The organism is Halobellus sp. GM3 (genome assembly GCF_052545375.1).
The window spans coordinates 266,837-286,352 of the sequence record NZ_JBQWLT010000003.1 but is presented as its reverse complement, the minus strand read 5'-3'; the positions used below and the strand labels follow the sequence as shown (position 1 = coordinate 286,352).

Genomic DNA, 19,516 nt, shown 5'->3' with positions numbered 1-19,516 from the left:
CGTTCGGCAGTTAGCAGTGCCCCCCCATAAGCGTTGATTTATACGCCGGACGCGCGCCGACGAACGAGCTCGCGGCTATCCGTCGCTGCGGCGCTCTACGTACGAATCGACCCCGAGGTCGTGGAGGTCGCGGGAGTCGCGGGCGACCTCCCCGACGAGCGCCTCGTGGTACTCGACCAGCCGCTCGCGCAGTTCGTTGTGCTCGCGAGCGAGGATCTGTGCGGCCGACAGCGCGGCGTTGAACGATTTTCCGGCGTCGACGGCGACGATCGGCGCGCCGGTGGGCATCCCGATGACGGAGTCGACGGACTTCTCCTGCACGGGCACGCCGACGACCGGGAGCGGGTACGCGATCGAGGCGGTCATGTTCGGCAGGTCGGCGGACTTCCCGCCGGCGCCCGCGATGACGACGTCGAGGCCGCGGGCCGCGGCCGTCTCACCGTAGGCGTACATCAGTTCGGGCGTCCGGTGCGCGGAGACGACGTACGTCTCGTAGGTGAAGCGGGCATCGGGCGCGTCCGCGAAGTCGGTCTGCTCGGCGAAGCCGAGGCGGTCCAGCGCCTCGTGCGCGCCGCGCATCACGTCGAGGTCGGAGTCCGAACCCATAATGATCCCGACGTCGGGCGTCGCGTCGGGGTCGACGTCGGCGTCGGCCTCCTCGCGGAGACGGTCGATCAATTCCTGTACGGTCACGTCGGAGTCGGTGTCGGGCGTGTAGTCAGTCATCGTGTGTGCTGTGTCTTAGTCGGAATGCGACGCGGCGGGGCGTCCCGTGTTACTCGAAGCGGCGTGCGTCTCGATCGCGTTACTCCAAGCGGCGGGCGTTCCGTGCTACTCGAAGCGGAGGGCGTCCCGTATCTCTCTCGCGTGCGCGAGGAGGTCGCCGGGGCGCGCTCCGCTGTCGGCGGTCCGGGCCGCATCGCCGTCCGCCGAGCCGTCGCCCGTGACGGTGACGTGGCCCATCTTCCGGAGCGGGCGGACCTCGTCTTTGCCGTACCAGTGCAGCGAGGCGTCCGGATCGCCGAGGACGGCCTCGACGGTTCCGAGTCGCGCCGGCCGCGGCTCCTCGACGGTGCCGAGGACGTTCGCCATCACCGTCGGGCAGCGGAGCCGCGTCGAGCCGAGCGGCCACCCGAGGACGGCGCGGACGTGCTGTTCGAACTGGGAGCACCTCGCTCCCTCGATCGTCCAGTGCCCGGAGTTGTGCGGCCGCGGCGCGATCTCGTTGACGAGTATCTCTCCGTCGCCGGTCTCGAACAGTTCGATCCCGAAGACGCCGCGGCCCGAGAGCGTCCCGAGGACCTCGCGGGCGACCGCGTCGGCGCGCGCCAGCACGTCCTCGGTGGTCCGCGCGGGGAGGATCGTCTCCCGCAGGATCTCCGCCTCGTGGACGTTCTCGCCCGCGGGAAACGTGCGGACCTCGCTGTCGCCCTGCACGGCGATCACCGAGAGCTCGCGCTCGAAGTCGACGAACGCCTCGGCCATCGCGGGACCGCCGACCGCCTCGATCGCCGCCTCGGCGTCGTCGGGGTCGGTCACGGGGACGTTCCCGCGGCCGTCGTAGCCGCCGGTGCGGGCTTTCAGCATCACGTCGCCGAACTCCGAGAGCGCCGCTCGGAGGTCCGCCGCGTCGTCGACCCGCCGGAACGGCGGGACCGGAACGCCCGCCTCCCCGAGTTCGCGCTTCTGTATGAGCTTGTCCTCGATCGTCTCCAGCGTCTCCGGAGCGGGGTTCACCGACAGATCGAACTCCGCTGCGACGCTCTCCAGCAGCTCGGCGTCCGCGAGTTCGATCTCGAAGGTCAACGCGTCGACGCGGGCGGCGAGCTCGCGGAACGCCTCGGGGTCGTCGAAGTCGCCGACGATCTGCCCGCTGGCGACCGGCGCGGCGGGGCACTCCGGCGTGGGATCGAGGACGACAACCTCGACGCCGAGCGGGGCGGCCGCCTCGGCGAGCATCCGGCCGAGCTGGCCGCCGCCGACGACGCCGAGTGTCGGTCCGGGTACGGTGACGGTCACGGGCGACCGTACTGGAGGATAGTGAATAAGCTTTGCCGAATCTGACGAGTCAATGGCCACGGACGTGGATATCTCAGAGGCGCCGGCGAGTCTGTGTCTCCGTCCGACGCTGACGGGGCTGTGCCCTCCGCGCCGGCGCGCGGTCAGGTGCGCTCGCCGGAGGCGTCCGCCGCGCGTTCGGGCGCGACGCGCCGCAGCTCTTCGCGCTCGATGAAGACGACCACGTTGTCGCCCCACAGGCGGAATTTGTGCTCGAAGGCGGCGTACCCCGACAGCTCCGCGGACACCGCGTTGCGGTCGTAGTCCTTCGCGATCACGACCGGCGGCGGATCGGCGAGCGCCTCGGCGGGCTCGGCGTCGGGCGGCGAACTGGTGACGTTCGCGCCGTACCGCTCGAGATACCACGGGAGCGGCAGCCGGTCGTGCCACGCGGGCCCGCCCGGCGGCGCCGTCCGGAGCGACGACTCGTCGCGGACGTAGAACACCTCGCCGTCGCCGCTCGGCGGTCGCGTGCCGACGAAGAGGACGTCCGCCCCGTCGTCGTTCGCGTCCGACACCTCGCCGACGACCTCGATCGTGGGCTTGAGCGAATTCTCGGGCTGGGCCCACTGCAGCACCTGCTTGTCCGCCTCGTCCGTCGAGTTGAAGTACGCGGCGTTCCCGGCGGCCGCCCCGCTGACCCCCGCGAGGACGACGAGCGCCGCGAGACCGACGCTCACAGTGTCGCGCGCGGCGAGCGCCTCGCGCGCGGCATCGACGACGAACCCGACGCCGACCGCCGCCGGGACGGCGAGCGGAACGACGACGTGGACGGCCGCCCACGGGGCCTGGATGTCGGTCGCGATCGGGTAGCCGAACAGCGACGCGATCGCCCAGTACGTCGCGAACGTGACGATCTCGCGGGGACCCTCGCCGCGGATCCCGTAGCGGTCGACGACGACGCCGAGAAGCGCGAACGCGAGGACCGCCGGCGCGCCGTACACGAGCGTCTCCGCGAGGTCGGCGAGATACGGCAGGTACGGGTGGTCTTGGTGACTCCCGCCGCCCCACGTGTCGACGAGCTTCTCGGCCGCGCCGACGGTGCCCGCGTCGAGGATTCCCGGTAGCTGCGCGGGGTTTCCGAGCGCCTGCCAGAGGTCCGGCCGCGGCGCGTAGAAGAACACCACGATGCCGAGGAAGATGAGGACCGAGCCGGCGGCGGTACCGAGGAGGCGCCCGAGCGACGCTCCGGTGGTCGGCCCGTGCGCGCGGAGACGACCCGCCAGCGCCGCGCGCCACCGCGCGAAGACGGCGCGGCCGGACTCGCCGCGGGCGCGAGCCGCGATCAGCCGGTGATCCGCGAGCAACGCGCCGGCGCCGAGAAAGCAGAGGACATAGAGGATCGCGTTCGCCTTCGTCGTGAACGCCAGTCCCAGCGAGGCGGCCGCCGGGAACGCATAGCGGAGCCGGCCGGTGTCGAACCCGCGGACGACGAGTCCGAGCGCGACGACGGCGAACGCGGCCACGAGGACGTCGTTTCGCATGAATCGCGAGTAGTACACGACCAGCGGGTTCAAGGCGAGTACCGCGGCGAGCGCGAGGACCTCCGTGTCCCGAAGCCGCTCGCGGAAGAGCCACGCGGCGAGCGGGAGCAGTCCCCCGACGACGGCGACCGGGAGGCGCGCGGAGAAGTCCGAGGCCGGCAGCAGGACGAACAGCCAGTCGTTGACGATCGGCAGGAACGGGCCGTGGACGATCGGGCGGTAGGTGTGGACGCCGGTCTCGTGATACCGGAGGATCCAGTAGCCGACGCGCCCCTCGTCCCAGTGGAAGACCCGCCCGCCGAGCGCGACGATCCGGAGCGCGAGCGCGACGGCGGCGACGGCGACGACGCCGAGGAGGACGCGGCGGGAACGCCCGCGGGCCGCCGCGGGCGGGTCGCCGGCGACGGGAGCGGACGTGGTGTAGTCGACACGGTCGTGGCCAGTGGACGCATCGTCGACCTCGTCGGATCCGCTGTCGCCGTCGAGTTCGTCGCTAGCGGCCTCAGCGGACCCGTTGTCGCCGTCGAATCCATCGTCAGCGGACTCAGCGGGCCCGTTGTCGGTCTCGTCGAGTTCGTCGCCAGCGACGTCAGCGGACCCGGTATCGTCGTCGAATCCGTCGTCAGCGGACTCAGCGGGTCCGCTGCCGGTCTCAGATCGGTCGTCAGCGGCGGCGGAGGGCGCATCACGAGGCTCGCGCGGACCCTCGTCAGGGCTCATTGTCACTCAGTGACCACTACGCCGTTACAACTCTTGTGTTTGTAAATCCGACCAGTTGTGGTTGCCGCCGGCGTGCCGATAGGATTTTGACGCCGCCGCGGAACCGCTCGGGTATGGTAACGCTCGGACTGGTGGTGGCCGAATTCAACGCGTCGGTCACCGAGGAGATGGCGGCGGCGGCCCGCGAGGCCGCCTCGGGGCGAAACATCGAGATCGCGGCGGAACTGTCGGTCCCCGGCGTGTACGACTCGCCGCTGGCGGCCGACCGCCTCGCGCGGCGCGAGGACGTCGAGGCGGTCGCCGTCGTCGGCGCGATCGTCACCGGCGACACCGACCACGACCGCGTCATCGCCGACGCGACGGCGAAATCGCTCACGGAAGTCAGCTTAGACCGCGACGTTCCGGTCACGTTCGGCGTCTCCGGCCCCGGACAGAGCGGGGCCGAGGCGAGAGAGCGGATCGAGAAAGGTGCGGAAGCGGTAAACGCCGCGGTCGATATGGTGGTGACGTTGTCATGAGTTTCGACTTCGCAGCCCGCGTCGAACGGGTGGAACCGAGCGCGACGCTGGCAATCAGCAACAAGGCGAGCGAACTGGAAGCAGACGGCGTCGACGTCGTCGACCTCTCGGTCGGCGAGCCCGACTTCCCCACGCCGGAGAACGTCGTCGAGGCGGGCAAGGCGGCGATGGACGCCGGACACACGGGATATACGCCCTCGAACGGGATCCCGGAGCTCCGAGAGGCGATCGCCGCGAAGCTCCGAGACGACGGGATCGACGCGGACGCGAGCGAGGTCATCGTCACGCCCGGCGGCAAGCAGGCGCTCTTCGAGACGTTCCAGACGCTCATCGATGGGGGAGATGAGGTCGTCCTCCTCGACCCCGCGTGGGTCTCCTACGAGGCGATGGCGAAGCTCTCGGACGGCTCGCTCAACCGCGTCGACCTCGCGCCGTACGACTTCCAGCTCGAGCCCGCCCTCGACGACCTCGGCGACGCGGTCTCCGACGACACCGAACTGCTCGTCGTGAACTCGCCGTCGAACCCCACGGGCGCGGTCTACTCCGACGCGGCGCTCGAAGGCGTCCGCGACCTCGCGGTCGAGCACGACATCACCGTCATCTCCGACGAGATCTATCAGGAGATCACCTACGACGTCGAGCCGACCAGCCTCGGCTCGCTCGCGGGAATGAGCGACCGGACGGTCACGATAAACGGCTTCTCGAAGGCCTACTCGATGACCGGCTGGCGGCTCGGCTACATCCACGCGCCCGAGTCGGTGATCTCGCAGGCGGCGAAGCTGCACTCGCACTCGGTCTCCTGTGCGGTGAACTTCGTCCAGCACGCGGGGCTCGAGGCGATCGAGAACACCGACGACGCCGTCACGGAGATGCGCGACGCCTTCCGCGAGCGCCGCGATATGCTCGTCGACCTCTTCGAGGAGCACGGCCTCGACGTCCCGGTCGGCGACGGGGCGTTCTACATGATGCTGCCCGTCGATGACGATGATCAGGCGTGGTGCGCCGGCGCGATCGAAGACGCCCACGTCGCGACTGTCCCGGGCTCGGCGTTCGGCTCGCCGGGCTACGCGCGGATCTCCTACGCCGCCAGCGAGGAGCGGCTCCGCGAGGCGGTCGATCGGCTCGTCGAGCACGGCTATCTCTGAGCGCTCGGCGCCAGCGTCGGCCCCGTCGACGCGACCGCGACCACCGGACTGACGGTACCTATTTCCTCCGGGCACGCGGACGCCCAGTCGTTGCTCTCAATACCCCGCGAGCGAATCTCCGCTGTCGGTCGACAGACGCTCGGTCTCGGCTGGCCGGTCGCCCTCCAGCAGGCGCTCAACACGCTGATGCGGACGGTGGACATCCTCGTCACCGGCTTCTTCTCGCCGGTCGCGGTGGCGGCCATCGGTCTCGCGGACCTCTACTCGCGGATCCCGCTGCGCATCGGGATGGGGCTCGGCAGCGGGGCGATCGCGCTCTCCAGTCAGGAGACGGGTCGCGGCGACAGCGTCACCCGCGACCACGCGGTCACGCAGGCGCTGCTCATCGGCTTACTCTGCGGGCTCCCGCTCGTCCTCGTCGGAGCGCTGTTCAGCGAGTCGCTGATCGCTCTGCTCGGGGCGGAGTCCGCAGTCGCCCGGGAGGGCGGCCGCTACCTGGCGATCGTCTTCGCCGCCGCGCCGATGCGCATCGTCGGCTTCGTCGGCGCGCGGGCGTTGCAGGGAACCGGCGACACCCGCACGCCGATGGTGATAAACGCCGGGGCGACCGGCCTGAACATCCTCCTGTCGGTCGCGCTCGGACTGGGGCTCCTCGGCGCGCCGCGACTGGGAATCGTCGGCGTCGGGATCGGGACGGCGGTCGGTCGGACCCTCGAGGCGCTGCTCGTCGTCGCCGTCTTCAACAGCGACCGTTCGGCGGTGTCGCTCGCGCGGCCTCGGGGGCTGCTTCTCACCAGACAGCTGCTCGAAGTGAGCGTTCCCGACATCCTCGGCGGTCTGAGCACCGAAGTCGCGTACTTCCCCTTCAATTCGCTGGTCCTCCTGTTCGGGACCGAGGCGAACGCCGCCTACCACGTCGCAAAACGCATCTACCAGCAGTTCGCCGCTCCCTTCTACCGGGCGTTTCGAACCGTTTCGAGCGTTCTCGTGGGGCAGGCACTCGGCGCGGGTTCGTCCGAGGAGGTCCGCGAGACGGCGGCGATCGTGGCCCTGTTCGGTCTCGCGACGCTCGGATCGATCGGCGCGCTGCTGTTCGTGGCGGCGGAACCGCTCGCGACGCTTTTCACCCGCGACGCGGCGACGATCGGATTCGCGACCGGCTTCACCCGCGCGTTCGCCGTCGCGTTGGTGGTCATCGGGTTCCTCTTCCCGCTGGCGGGCGCGCTGAAGGGCGCGGGCGACACGCGAACGCCGCTCTACGCGGGCGTGGTCGGCTCGTACGTCTTCCTCCTCGGTGGTTCGTATCTACTCGCGATCACGCTCGGGTTCGGGCTGTCCGGCGTCTTCGTCGGGATCGTGCTCTCGTACGTCGCCCGCGCCGCCATCGTCGGCGGCGCGGTCCTCGACGACGAGTGGATCGAACTGGCCGCGCGGATGATCGACGAGCGGGAGGGTACCGACGGGTGATCCCGGCCCCTCACGGCGCGATCGGTCCCTCGGGGCTCACGCCGCGTCGTCGACGGCGGCGTGAACCCGCAGCAGCCTGTTCCGCAGTTCGGCGGGCGACGCGGCGAACAGTCGGCACATCGCTTCCTTGCCGACAGCGCCGCGGTCGTATATCGCGTCGGGAACCGTCTCTCTCCCGCTCATCGCGCGCTCGACCGCCCACGCCATCGTCCCGCCCTCCCGCTGCTCGGTCGGATACGCGTCGGGCTCGGTCGTCCGGTCGACCTCGACGGCGTCCAGCCGCTCGTCGACCGCGGCCGCGACGGCGTCGTCGAGGCGGACGTTCGCCGCCGCGGTGACGGTCGGGTCGTACGACCGGGCCGCGAGGAGGAGGCGGGCGACGTGACTCGACGCGCCGAGACGGACGCCGCCGGTCGGGGCCACGCCCGCTTCGGTCCGGTGGACCCGTCCCTCGACGGCGGCCACCTCGTCTCGCCCCATCGCGTACGGCGTCGCGACCGCGACGTTCAGCCCGACCTCGGGAACGAGGGCTGACGCGCCGCGGTCCCGGAGCGCCCGGACGACCTCGCGGACGCCGGCTATCGCCTCGTACCGCGCGGCGTCGTTGCGGATCGTCGCTTGGTGCTGAACCGGGCCGGAACCGCCGCCGACGTCGAGCCCGTACCGAACCGCGCGGTCGATGACGGACTCCGCGCGGTCGACGGCGCTCAGCGGATCGTCGCCGCGAGCGAGACCGGCAGCGACGGCCGACGAGAGCGTACAGCCGCTCCCGTGGGTGTGCTCGGTGTCGTGACGCCGCGCCCGGAACGTCCGCGTCTCGCCGTCAGCGTGGAGGACGTCCACGAGTTCGTCGCCGCCGAGATGCCCGCCGGTCACGAGGGCGGCCGCGGGCCCCGCATCGACGATCGCCGCGGCGGCCGCGCGCATGTCGTCCTCGTCCTCGATCGCCGTTCCCGTCAGGGCCTCCGCCTCGGGACGGTTCGGGGTGACGAGCGCTGCGCGGGGGAGCAGTTCGTCGCTGAGCGTCGCTTCCGCCTCGGCATCGAGGAGCCGGTCGCCGCTTTGAGCGATCATCACGGGATCGACTACCAGCGGGAAGTCGTACTCGGCGAGGCACTCGGCCACCGTCTCGATGATCGGCGCGGTGCTGAGCATCCCCGTCTTCGCGGCTCCGACGTCGAAGTCCTCGGCGACGGTCCGGATCTGCGCCTCGACGACGTCCGTCGAGACGTCTTCAATCGCGTCGACTCCGCGGGTGCTCTGTGCGGTGACGCTCGTCACAGCGCTCGTGCCGAACACGCCGAGGGCCTCCATCGTCTTGAGGTCCGCTTGGACGCCAGCGCCGCCGCCGCTGTCGGATCCGGCGATCGTGAGGGCGACCTCACGGGTGAGCGCCATTCACACCACCTCCGCGCTAGCGCGCTCGCTCGGCCACTCCTCGCCGGTGTAGGCCATCTCCCAGAACGCGTATTCGAGTTCGGCGCTCCGGCGGAACGCCGCCGCCATCTCCCCGCGCAGCGACGGGTGTGCCTCCGCGCAGCGATCGACCAGTTCGCGCATCCACGCGACCGACTCGACGAACGCGTCGCTCGTGTACTTCCGGATGAAGGGCGTGTAGCTGTGCCGGCCGTCGGCGAGTTCGGCCATCTCCTCGGCGACGTCTGCATACCCCTGCCCGCAGGGGTAGACGGCGGCGACTCCGACCGCCAGCGGACGCTCCCGCGCCGTTCGGAGCAGGAAACTGGTGTAGGCCTCGCAGGTCGGCGTCTTTCGGGCGGCCGCCAGATCAGCGGCAGTGAGTCCGTACTCTGCGGCGAACGAGCGGTGAAGGTCCATCTCCTCGCCCACGACCGCGGTGGCCACCTCGAAGCAGTGAGCCATCGTCGGCTCGTCGGTCGCTTTCGCCCCGAGAATCGCGAACGTCCGCGCGTAATCGAGCAGGTACAGGTAGTCCTGTTCAAGCCAGACGCGGAACGCCGCCTCGTCGAGGCTGCCGTCCGCTAACTCGCGGACGAACGGATGACGCAACTGTGCATCCCAGAGGTCAGTCCCGGTTTCGAGCAGGTGGTCGCTGAAACCCATCTACGTCCGTTCGGTCCCGCCCCGGCGTGATATAACCAACGTATACAACTGGAGAATACCCCGGCGAGCGATCAGCGTTCGACGACGCTGTCCGCCCACGCTCGCAGGCGACCGAGCGCCGCGCGTTCGTTCCGAGAGACGCGGTCGTCGACGCCGAGCTCGTCGCTCTCGAAGGCGTTGCAGACGACGAAGTCCGCGTCCTCGTAGTAGTCGAAGAGCGTCGAGACGCCCAATCCGCCGACGTCGCCCGACTGGAACGGGATGGTCGCGTCGTTGACGAAGACTGCGCGGGGGTTCTCGGGGGCGGACTCGACGATCCGGCGGGACCGACGCGCGTTCTCGGCCGCGAGCGCCAGCGTTTCCGACTCGGTCTCACCCGCGGCGCGCGGCGCGTGCGCCTCGACGACGCCGTACCAAACTGTCTCTGGGACCTCGCTGAACCGTGTGAGCCTCCCGCCGAGTATCCGCCCGTCTCGCTCCAGTTCGGGGGCGAAATCCAACGCGGTGACGCCGTCGCTTCCGTGCTCACCCACCCACGCCTCCAACGCACGGGCGGTCAGCCGCGTCTTTCCGACGTTCGACGGCCCGGTCACGAGCCGCCGACCGGACAGCGGAAACGGCAGCGAGTCCATCTCAACTCGTCCACTCGGTGGCCGCCGAGCGGCCGCCGAACCGCTGTCGGGCGTACTTCACGAACAGGCCGACGATTGCGACAGCGAGCAGTGCTGCGAACGCGAGAATCGCCCCAGAGAGCGGGGTGACGCCGCCCGCCACCTGCTCTCTGAGGAAGTTGGCGGCGAGCGCTCCCGAGACGAGCAGGAGTGCGACCCCACCCGCGTTGGCCGCCGTCGCGGCCGGTCTCGGCACCGCTGAGGAGTTGAGGAGGTACACGACGAGCGCGATCGCGAAGGGCGTCCCGACCGTCCCGAGTGCGAGCACGAGCACGAGCTGGCCGAGCACTCGGCCGCCGAGCACGGAGCCGAACGCCGAAAGGAGCGAAACGGCGGCGAGCAGCGCTCGATAGCGCGCGTCCTCGACGGTCGTTCCCCAGCCGAGTTTGTCCGCGAGGACGAACGGCGGCACGATGGTGTTCCCACCGAGCGTCGAGACCGCCGCGCCACCCAGCCCAAGGAGGAAGAGCCACTTGGCGTTCTCGCCGACGAGCGGGCCGAGCGCCTCCGCGGCCGCCACGGTGCTGAGTTCGGGGTCCGTGAGTACGCTCGCGGCGACGAGGAAGATAGCGACGCTGTAGATGCCGAACGCGACGAGCATGGACGCGCCAACGTCGAACGTCGCGAGGCCGTACTCGTCCTCGCTCCACCCCCTCGCGCGCATCGTGTACGAGTGCATCGTGATGAGGGTGATGTGGACCGCCCCGCCGAGAATACCCGCGGCGACCAGCGCGGTGCCGCCGGGCAGCGTCGGGACGAACCCGCCGGCTACCGCGGCGGGGTCGATGGGAACGACGAACAGCGAGGCGACGAACGCGACGACGACGCCCGCGACGAGGACTTTTGCCGCGGTCTCGAGGAGATCGTACCCCCGCCCTGCGAGCCCGACCGCGAGCACGACCGCCCACGTGACTCCCCAGAGGCGAGCGTCCACGCCGGTAATCGTCGCGGAGACGCTCGCGAGCGTGTTCATTATCACGAGCTGTGCGACGCCGGCGGCGAGGACGACGTCGACGACGAGCAGCCACGCCCACCACTCGCCGAGGTGGTCTTCGACCACGCCGACGATGCCCCGCTCTGTGAGTAGTCCGAGACGCATCGCGAGATACTGCGCGAGCGCCCCGGCGACGGCCGACAGGATGACGACCCACAACAGGTCGTAGCCGTACCCCGCCCCGGCGGTGATCAGCGTCGCCATCGTCGCCGGACCGGCCGCGATGGCGCCTGCGACCCACGACGGCCCCATCGATCCCGCGTACGCGCCTATTGTTCGGATATTCATCGGTCGACACCTCGGAACGGATCGACTGCCACCGACATACCACTGAGTTTTATTCACGAGTTATAAATCGTGTGATGTCGCGATGCCCGGCTTCGTCCACGGACCGCCCCGACTGTCCCGCCCTCCTCAACCATCCCGTCCGACTCCGTCAGTCCCGCTCAACTCGACTGCCCCGGACGCCCCGACCACCCCGCCCAACTCGACTGCCCCGGACGCCCCGACCGCCCGCGAGTTTTTACGTGATGCCGACCCACTCGGTGACGTGTACGTTCGGGACCTTCCCGTCTCCGCGGCCGTCCGCGAGCACTACCGCGCGTCGGGGATCGAAGAGTTGTATCCGCCGCAGGCGGCCGCCGTCGACGCCGGCGTCGCCCGCGGTGAGAACGTCGTCGCCGCGATCCCGACGGCGTCGGGGAAGACGCTGATCGCGGAGCTGGCGATGCTGACCGCCGCCGGGCCGGCGCTGTACATCGTTCCGCTCCGCGCGCTCGCCCGCGAGAAGTACGAGTCGTTCGCGGAGTTACCGGGCGTGAGCGTCGGCATCTCCACCGGCGATTTCGACTCGCCCGCCGAGGAGCTCGGCGGCGAGGACATCGTCGTCGCAACCGCAGAGAAGGTCGACTCGGCGATCCGGAACGGCGCGACGTGGGTCGAAGAGCTCGCCTGCGTCGTCGTCGACGAGGTCCACCTGCTCGGCCGCGAGCGCCGCGGTCCGACGCTCGAAGTCACGCTCGCGACGCTCCAGCGCCGCGCGCCGGGCGTCCAGATCGTCGCGCTCTCGGCGACGGTCGACAACCCCGAGGACATCGCGTCGTGGCTCGACGCCGACCTCGTGGAGTCGACCTGGCGGCCGGTGTCGCTTCGGACGGGCGTCTACGCCGACGGCGACGTCGATTTCGACGACGGATCGTCGCTCGCCGTCGACGTCGGAACGGTGGGCGCAGACGAGGAGGAGGACACCGAGGCGACGGCCGCGCTCGTCGCTGACGCCATCGACGCCGGGGGGCAGTGCCTCGCGTTCGTGCGCTCCCGGCGGGAGGCGGAGGCGCTCGCGACCCGGCTCACCGCGGCCGATCTCGACGCGGGCGCGTTCGGGTCCGCCGACGTCGCCGCCGAGATCACGGACGTCGACGACACGGGCACGGCTCGTCGACTGGCCGCGGCGGCCGAGGCGGGCGTCGGATTTCACCACGCCGGACTCGTCAGCGAGCACCGCGCGCTCGTCGAGGCCGCCTTTCGCGACCGGGAACTGGGCGTGATCTGCGCGACGCCGACGCTGGCCGCGGGCGTGAACGTCCCGGCGCGCCGCGTCGTCGTGCGCGACCTCCAGCGGTACACCGGCGAGGAGATGGCGATGCTCCCGGTGCTGGAGGTCCACCAGATGTGCGGCCGCGCGGGACGGCCGCATCTCGATCCGTACGGCGAGGCGGTCCTCGTCGGCGACGAACGCACGGCCGAGGACCTCTGGGAGCGCTACGTCGACGCCGGTCCCGAGGCCGTCGAATCGCAGCTGACCGCCCGGGAGGCGCTGCGGACGCACGTCCTCTCGGTCGTCGCGTCCGGATTCGCCGACTCGAAGGCGGCGGTCCTCGACCTGCTCGATGCGACCTTCTTCGCCCACCAGTCGCCCGACGTCGACCTCTCGGGGCTGCTCGACACCGTCGCCGACGAACTGGCTGGGATGGAGTTACTGACGGTCGCTCCCGACGGCGACAGCGGTGGCGCGAGCGACGCGCTCGCCGCGACGGACCTCGGTTCGACCGTCTCCCGGCAGTACGTCCGCCCCGAGACGGGCGCGCGCCTCCTCGAGGGCATCCGGACGATCGAGTCGATGCCGGCCGAGAACGTCGGCCCGCTCACCGCGCTCGGGGTGGTCTGTGCGACGCCCGATATGCGCGGGACGTACCTCGGGAACCGCGAGCGCGCCGACGTCTACCGTTTCGCGACCCGCCACGCCGCGGCCTTCACGACCGCGTCGGAGGACGCCGACGACTTCGAGGCGTGGCTCTGCGCGGTCAAACTGGCGCGCCTCCTCGACGAGTGGAGCGAGGGCGCGACGATCGAGACGCTCGTCGAGCGGTACCGCGTCGGCCCGGGCGACGTCGAATCGCACGTCGAACGCGCGGCGTGGCTCCTCGGGGCCGGTGACGCGCTCGCCGCCACGCTCGACGCCGACGTTCGGATCTTCGAGTCGGCCCGGCAGCGGCTCGGATCGACCGGGACCGACGGGGTCCAGCGCCCCTCGCGGTGAGCGCTGTCGGCGGATTTTATCAGCCTTCGGTGTGAATCTCGACGGTATGGCCGGCATTACCTACGAGGACTTCATCGACCTGTCGTACGAACCCGCCGACTCCGAGCTCGTCTGCACGTTTCGGATCGATCCCGCAGACGGGATGGACGTCGAGGGCGCGGCCTCGCGCGTCGCCTCCGAGTCGTCGAACGGGACGTGGGCGGCGCTGCCGACGGGCGAGGGGTTCACCGACATGGGTGCGACCGCGTTCGACATCGACGCCGAATACGGCGGGAATGTCGGCGGCAGCGATCCAGATAGCGACGCCGCGACGGTCAAAGTCGCCTACCCGGCGGGGCTGTTCGAGCCCGGGAGTATGCCGCAGATCCTCTCGTGTATCGCCGGCAACATAATGGGGATGAAGGCGGTCGACACGATCCGGCTGACCGACTGCGAGTGGCCGGAGGGCCTCGCGACCTCGTTTTCGGGGCCGCAGTTCGGCTCCTCGGTACGTCGAGAGATATTCGGCGTCGAGGACCGGCCGATCCTCGCGACGGTCCCCAAGCCCAAGGTCGGGCTCTCGACCGAGCGGCACGCCGAGGTCGGCTACGAGGCGTGGACCGGCGGCGTCGACCTCCTGAAGGACGACGAGAACCTCTCGGATCAGGACTTCAACCCTTTCCACGACCGCCTCGTCGAGAGCCTCGCACAGCGCGATCGCGCCGCCGACGAGACCGGCGAGCCGAAGTCGTATCTGATCAACGTCACCGCGGGCACGAACGAGATGCTCGAACGCGTCGATCAGGTGGCCGCGGAGGGCTGTGAGTACGTGATGGTCGACGTCATCACGACCGGCTGGGCCGCGGTGCAGACGGTTCGCGAGCGCTGCGAGGAGCTGGGACTGGCGATCCACGCCCACCGCGCGATGCACGCCGCGTTCGACCGCCTGCCGGAGCACGGCGTCTCGATGCGGGTGCTCGCGCAGATCTCTCGGCTCGTCGGCGTGGACCAGCTCCACACCGGCACCGCGGGCCTCGGAAAGCTCGCGAACGAGGACACCGTCGGCATCAACGCGTGGCTCCGCGGTGACCTCCACGGCCTCCGCGACGTTCTCCCGGTCGCCTCCGGCGGCCTCCACCCCGGCCTCGTTCCGGACCTGTTGGACGCCACCGGCACCAACGTCTGCGTGCAGGCCGGCGGCGGCATCCACGGCCACCCCGACGGGACGCACGAGGGATCGAAGGCGCTCCGCGCGGCCGTCGACGGCTACGCCGAGGGGCGCTCGATCGAATCGAAAGCCGAGGAGAGCCCGGCGCTCCGGACCGCGATCGAGAAGTGGGGAACGGAGACGCCGCGATAGCCGGGATCAGCCGCGCCGACGCCGGTAGAGCGCGGCCGCGGCGACGAAAACGACCGCGCCGCTCGTGTTCACCGCGAGGTCGATGAGCGTGTCGACGACGTAGAACTCGAGCGACCAGTGGTACCAGAAGGTCTTGAACACGAACTCGTAGACCTCGAAACCGGCGCCGATCGCGAGCACGGCCGGCACGAGCCAGAGCGCTGATCGGAGCGTCGCCTCGCGGAACGTGAAACCGAGGGCCGCGGCGACGCCCAGACCCCCCATCGCGTGCGTGAGGAGGTCCCACCACGGGAGATCGGTGTAGACGTTGTAGTAGACGCCGCCGAAGTGGAGCCCCGACACGGCGACCGACCAGACCGCGATCGCGACCCACGCGGCGGTCAGGTGATCACCCCGTGGTATCTCACGGCGGAGCCGCCCCCCGAGCGTCGTCGGCCACGATCGGATCGCTCGGTCGTCGGGGTAGCCGGCAGTCCGCATCGTCGCCCGCGTCGCGACGAGCGCGAGGAGGAGCGAGCCGATCCCGACGACGAGTTTCGGAGAGAGGTGCGGGGCTGTCGCCATCGACCGCAGGTCGCCGGTGCGTCGGTAAAACTCTTCTGTGGCGCGTCGACGACGGTTCACGCTCCGGGGCTTGCCCCCCGTCGCGACGGGCTCTGTCTACGCCTCCGCCCACGGCTCGCTCGTCCCCTCGCCGAACAGCTCGCGCATCAGCGTGACGATGCTCTCGGGCGGGAACTGCCCGCGCTCGGTGACGATCGCGTCGACGTACCGCGGCGGCGTCACGTCGAACGCGGGGTTCAGTACCGTCGGTGATCCGATCCCGTCGGCGGTCTCGTCGTCGATCACCTCCCGCTCGTCTCGCATCTCGATATCGACGGTGTGGCCCGTGAGCGTGTCGGGGTGAAGCTTGATCGTCTGTGCGGCGCAGACGATCGGCGTCCCGCGATCGCGGGCGTTGACCGCCAGCCCGCTCGTTCCGATCTTGTTGATGACGGAACCGTCGGCGGCGATGCTGTCGGCGCCGACGAGGACGTGGTCGACGTCGTTGAGGTACCGCCGCGCCGCGGAGTCGACGATGAGCGTCACGTCGACGCCCATCTCCGCGAGGGCCTCGGCGGTGATGTGGCCTTGGTTCCGGGGACGCGTCTCCTTGACGAACGCCGAGAGCGACTTCCCCTGCTCGACGGCGGTCTCGACGCAGGCGAGCGCGTCCGTCGAGTGGCAGTGCGTCATGATCGTGTCGCCGTCGCGGAGCCGGTTCGCCCCGACGCGGCCGAGGTCGTTCTGGGCGGTGTCGAGCCGATCGCAGAACTCCGAGACGCTCGCGCGGACGCTCGCCCGCAGTCGTTCGACGTTGCCGCCCTCCACGTCGCGGAAGACGTACCGGAGCGCGTTCGGCAGGCTGACCGCCGTCGGACGGGTGTCGTGGAGCACGCGGGCGGCCGCGCGGAGCTCCGCCCGGAACGCGTCCGGCGAATCGGCCTCGCTCTCGGCCGCCTGTGTGCCGAGCGCCCGCGCCGCGGCGTCGGCGATGGTCGCCGCGCCGCGGATCTCCATCGATCCGATGTCCTCGGCGGTGCGGTGGACCGCCTCCACCACTGCGCCGTCGGCCGCCGCGTCGGTTCGGGGATCGCTATCGCTCATAGCGGTACTTCTCCGCGCTCGCTGAAAAACGCGCCCCCGATCGACCTCGCCGAACCGCCGTTACGCGTACTGCTCGATCAGCGAGCGGAGCGACGACTCGTCGCGCACGCCGACGACCTGTTCGACGGGCTCGCCGTCGCTGAAGAGCAGCAGCGTCGGAACGCCGCGGACCTGATACTGCTGGGCGAGCTGTTGGTTCTGATCGATGTCCACTTTCGCCACGGCGGCGTCGGTGCTAGCCGCCAGCGACTGCACCGTCGGTTCGAGCATCTTGCACGGACCACACCAGTCCGCGTAGAAGTCGACGAGGACGACATCGTACGTCGACACGGCATCCTGCAGCTCCGGTGCGCCGTTCACGTAGATCGGTTCCTCGGGAGCGGTATCGGACCCGCTGTCTTCTGCGTCGGCACTTGGGTCCTCCTCGCTGAGCTGGGACGCCAGCTCCCGGCGCTTTTTCTCGCGGATCTCGTCGATCTCGTCCTCGGTCTGGGTTTCGCTCATCACTCCTCGGTACGGGTGCGGACAATAAAACAGTTTTGCAAGATTTGAACAATATAATTGTGCAGAGAGTGCCGGCAGAGCGCTGGGCCGAAAATGGGAGACAGACGGTTACGCGGGGATTCTCACCCGCGACAGATTCGACCAGTCCACTCGTCCCCGCCGCCGACGGCACCGCAGCGTTTGCAGACCGTCACACGCTGTCGTGCGATCGGCCGCGCAAGCAGTCGCAAACGCTCCGATAGCTGGCGGGCTGTCTCAGTCGAGGAGGCCGTCGGTGCCGCCCTCGGATCGTTCGCCGTTCAGGGCGTCCTCGACAGTGACGAACCGGAACTCGTCGTCGACGCCCTCTCCGTCGTCGACGCCCTCTCCGTCGTCGACGCCCTCTCCGTCGTCGACGCCCTCTCCGTTGCTCCCACCATCATCGCCCGCGCCAGTATCGCCTGCGTCCTCGCCCGCGCTCGGGTCGCTTTCATTCCCTGCGATTCCGTCTTCGGCCGTCAGATTACCGTCGTCGGTCATTCCGCTGTCATCCGTCATATTTCCACCTTCGTCCCCCGCTTCCGGCAGGTCGCCGGCCGGCGGCTCGAAGTACCCCATCGCGAAACCGCTGTAGACGGCGTTGCCCTCGGCCGATAGCTCGGCCTGACGGGCGCTTTCTTCCCCGTCGTCGGCAGCGTCGGCCGGGGGTTCCTGCTGGTCGATACCGCCGTCTTCGAGGTCTTCCGTTCCGTCGCCCTCGGGGGCGGGTCCGGCGTCCGTCCCTTCGGTACCGGCCTCGCTGTCGGCCTCCGCTGTCGTGACGCCGCCATCGGCCTCGGCCATCGGCGTCTCCGTTTCGGTATCGGCGCCCGCGCCGGCCGTCGTCCGAGAGATGCTTATCGCGTCCGCGTCCGGCACGGAGTGAAACACGCGCAATCGGGCGCGTTCATCGCCGGGATCGGAGATGTCGTCGACTAGGACCGTGGCCTGGAAGCCGCGCGTCGACTCGCTGTCCTGTTCGGTACCGTCTTGGGCGACCTGCTCGTCGGCCGCCTCTCCGTTCGCGGTGCCGTTCGTTTCGACGTCGCCGAGGCCGTCTGTCTCGCCGTCGCCGAGGCCGTCTGTCTCGCCGTCGCCGAGGCCGTCCGTCCCACCGTTCTCGGTGCCGTTGGCCTCGCTGTCCCCGAGGCCGTCACCGGCATCACTGTCCCCGAGGCCGTCACCGGCATCACTGTCCCCGAGGCCGTCACCGTCGTCGGTGTCCGGTCCGGCGCCCGTGGCCCGCTCGAAGGAGAGCGTGTAGTCGCCAGCGTCGACCTCGACGGTCTCGTATTCGCCGAAGGCCAACTCGGAGACGAGCTGGTCGCTCTCCCCCGTCTCGCCGGCGTCCGCCTCGTCCAATCCGTCCGTTTCCGTTTCGGCGTCTCCCGCCCCGTCGGTCTCGTTGGCACCGAGACCGGTGTCAGACTCGTTTGTGTCTTCGCCGAGACCGGTATCGGACTCGTTGGCACCGATGCCGTCGCCCGTTTCGTTGCCCGCGACGCCGCCGTCTGTTTCCTCCCCGGCTGAGGATTCGTCGCCGGCGGCTTCGTCGCCCAGCTCGACACCGCCCGCAGAGGACGCCCCGCGGGCCGCCTCGCCGAAGGCGACGACAGTGTACGTCGTGCCCTCCTCGACGGTGACCTCGTCTTCGAGCAGAACCGTCTCGCCGTCGGTCTCACCGCCGTTCTCGCCGCCGTACAGCTCCTCGATGGAGCCTTCGAGCAGCCCGCCGCCCGCGGAGACGACCTGCACCAGATACGTCCCGGGATCGACTTCGGCGTACCCGCTCACGTCGCCGAATCCGAGACCCTCGATCGCGGGCGTCCCGCTGACGCTCGATCCCCCCTCTGTCTGCGACTCGGCCGCGGGTTCGCCGCCGACTCCGGCGTCGCCGTTCGCGGTCTCGGTACCGTTCGCGCTCTCGGCGACCGCCTCCGTTTCGGTGTCGCCGGTGGCCTCGGCTCCGTCGCCGCCCGCATCGTCACCGTCCGCGCTGCTCAGGTAGATGTCGACGTCCGGCGCGTCCGGGGACGCGTGGGCGACTCTAACCGCGCTAGTCTCGCCGTCGGCCGTGTCGTCCTCCTGTGCGCTGATTGTCGTTGTCGCAAGGCTCGCGATGCCGACCGCGCCGGCACCCTGTAGCACTCGCCGTCGTGTGGTGTTCGCTTTTCTCATCGCAGATAGTGACAGGGTGGCGACCACATTTGTTAATAACCGCCTCCAGTGGATAAGCCGAAAGTACCGAATGAACCGTTTTCAGCGGCCCTGTATCCGATATTAAAATAGTAGTTTTGATGGGTCATACCTCTTATGAATCTTGGATTTCT

Annotated in this window: 16 protein-coding genes; 5 read left to right on the top strand and 11 right to left on the bottom strand. The window is 69.9% G+C overall.

Annotated features, from left to right (window positions below; all coding sequences use genetic code 11):
- Window positions 1–75: 75 nt before the first annotated feature.
- From purE to ACT3HL_RS06745, 3 genes are all read right to left on the bottom strand, one after another.
- Window positions 76–726 (bottom strand): 5-(carboxyamino)imidazole ribonucleotide mutase, encoded by a 651-nt coding sequence (gene purE / locus ACT3HL_RS06755; protein ID WP_445086052.1) that lies wholly within the window; start codon window positions 724–726, stop codon window positions 76–78.
- 105 nt (window positions 727–831) lie between these two features.
- A complete protein-coding gene (locus ACT3HL_RS06750; RefSeq protein ID WP_445086051.1) occupies window positions 832–2,019 on the bottom strand; it encodes a 5-(carboxyamino)imidazole ribonucleotide synthase in 1,188 nt (395 codons plus the stop codon).
- Window positions 2,020–2,162: 143 nt separating this feature from the next.
- Window positions 2,163–4,262: a flippase activity-associated protein Agl23 gene (locus ACT3HL_RS06745; RefSeq protein WP_445086050.1), complete on the bottom strand. Its 2,100-nt coding sequence runs from the start codon at window positions 4,260–4,262 to the stop codon at window positions 2,163–2,165.
- Between the two features lie 113 nt (window positions 4,263–4,375).
- Between ACT3HL_RS06745 and ribH the strand changes: the two genes are divergently transcribed.
- The 3 genes from ribH (at window position 4,376) to ACT3HL_RS06730 (ending at window position 7,392) form a co-directional block, all read left to right on the top strand.
- Complete coding sequence (ribH, locus tag ACT3HL_RS06740) at window positions 4,376–4,780, top strand: 6,7-dimethyl-8-ribityllumazine synthase (protein ID WP_445086049.1); 405 nt, start codon at window positions 4,376–4,378, stop codon at window positions 4,778–4,780.
- Window positions 4,777–5,925 (top strand): aminotransferase class I/II-fold pyridoxal phosphate-dependent enzyme, encoded by a 1,149-nt coding sequence (locus ACT3HL_RS06735; RefSeq protein WP_445086048.1) that lies wholly within the window; start codon window positions 4,777–4,779, stop codon window positions 5,923–5,925. Before ribH ends, ACT3HL_RS06735 begins: the two co-directional genes overlap by 4 nt.
- Before the next feature lie 90 nt (window positions 5,926–6,015).
- Window positions 6,016–7,392: an MATE family efflux transporter gene (locus tag ACT3HL_RS06730; RefSeq protein WP_445086047.1), complete on the top strand. Its 1,377-nt coding sequence runs from the start codon at window positions 6,016–6,018 to the stop codon at window positions 7,390–7,392.
- 36 nt (window positions 7,393–7,428) lie between these two features.
- Here the strand turns inward: ACT3HL_RS06730 and thiD are convergent, their stop codons facing one another.
- The 4 genes from thiD to ACT3HL_RS06710 form a co-directional block, all read right to left on the bottom strand.
- Window positions 7,429–8,790: a bifunctional hydroxymethylpyrimidine kinase/phosphomethylpyrimidine kinase gene (gene thiD, locus ACT3HL_RS06725; RefSeq protein WP_445086046.1), complete on the bottom strand. Its 1,362-nt coding sequence runs from the start codon at window positions 8,788–8,790 to the stop codon at window positions 7,429–7,431.
- Window positions 8,791–9,474, bottom strand: a complete 684-nt coding sequence (tenA, locus tag ACT3HL_RS06720) for a thiaminase II (RefSeq protein ID WP_445086045.1) — start codon at window positions 9,472–9,474, stop codon at window positions 8,791–8,793.
- Window positions 9,475–9,545: 71 nt separating this feature from the next.
- On the bottom strand, window positions 9,546–10,106 hold the full coding sequence (locus ACT3HL_RS06715; protein ID WP_445086044.1) for a hypothetical protein: 561 nt from the start codon (window positions 10,104–10,106) through the stop codon (window positions 9,546–9,548).
- A gap of 1 nt (window position 10,107) precedes the next feature.
- On the bottom strand, window positions 10,108–11,427 hold the full coding sequence (locus ACT3HL_RS06710; RefSeq protein WP_445086043.1) for a divalent metal cation transporter: 1,320 nt from the start codon (window positions 11,425–11,427) through the stop codon (window positions 10,108–10,110).
- 262 nt (window positions 11,428–11,689) lie between these two features.
- Between ACT3HL_RS06710 and ACT3HL_RS06705 the strand changes: the two genes are divergently transcribed.
- Together ACT3HL_RS06705 and rbcL are read left to right on the top strand one after the other, a co-directional pair.
- Complete coding sequence (locus tag ACT3HL_RS06705; RefSeq protein WP_445086042.1) at window positions 11,690–13,678, top strand: DEAD/DEAH box helicase; 1,989 nt, start codon at window positions 11,690–11,692, stop codon at window positions 13,676–13,678.
- 46 nt (window positions 13,679–13,724) lie between these two features.
- Window positions 13,725–15,017 (top strand): type III ribulose-bisphosphate carboxylase, encoded by a 1,293-nt coding sequence (gene rbcL, locus ACT3HL_RS06700; protein WP_445086041.1) that lies wholly within the window; start codon window positions 13,725–13,727, stop codon window positions 15,015–15,017.
- A 6-nt stretch (window positions 15,018–15,023) separates the two neighbouring features.
- On the opposite strand, the gene ACT3HL_RS06695 is transcribed toward rbcL, so the two are convergent.
- From ACT3HL_RS06695 to ACT3HL_RS06680, 4 genes are all read right to left on the bottom strand, one after another.
- Complete coding sequence (locus ACT3HL_RS06695; protein WP_445086040.1) at window positions 15,024–15,581, bottom strand: hypothetical protein; 558 nt, start codon at window positions 15,579–15,581, stop codon at window positions 15,024–15,026.
- A 96-nt stretch (window positions 15,582–15,677) separates the two neighbouring features.
- The gene (locus ACT3HL_RS06690) at window positions 15,678–16,664 is read right to left on the bottom strand and encodes a ribose 1,5-bisphosphate isomerase (RefSeq protein WP_445086039.1); all 987 of its coding nucleotides are present in this window, start codon (window positions 16,662–16,664) and stop codon (window positions 15,678–15,680) included.
- 60 nt (window positions 16,665–16,724) lie between these two features.
- Window positions 16,725–17,168, bottom strand: coding sequence for a thioredoxin (trxA, locus tag ACT3HL_RS06685; protein WP_445086038.1), 444 nt, complete (start codon window positions 17,166–17,168; stop codon window positions 16,725–16,727).
- Between the two features lie 255 nt (window positions 17,169–17,423).
- On the bottom strand, window positions 17,424–19,364 hold the full coding sequence (locus ACT3HL_RS06680; RefSeq protein ID WP_445086037.1) for a DUF4397 domain-containing protein: 1,941 nt from the start codon (window positions 19,362–19,364) through the stop codon (window positions 17,424–17,426).
- Window positions 19,365–19,516: the final 152 nt, after the last annotated feature.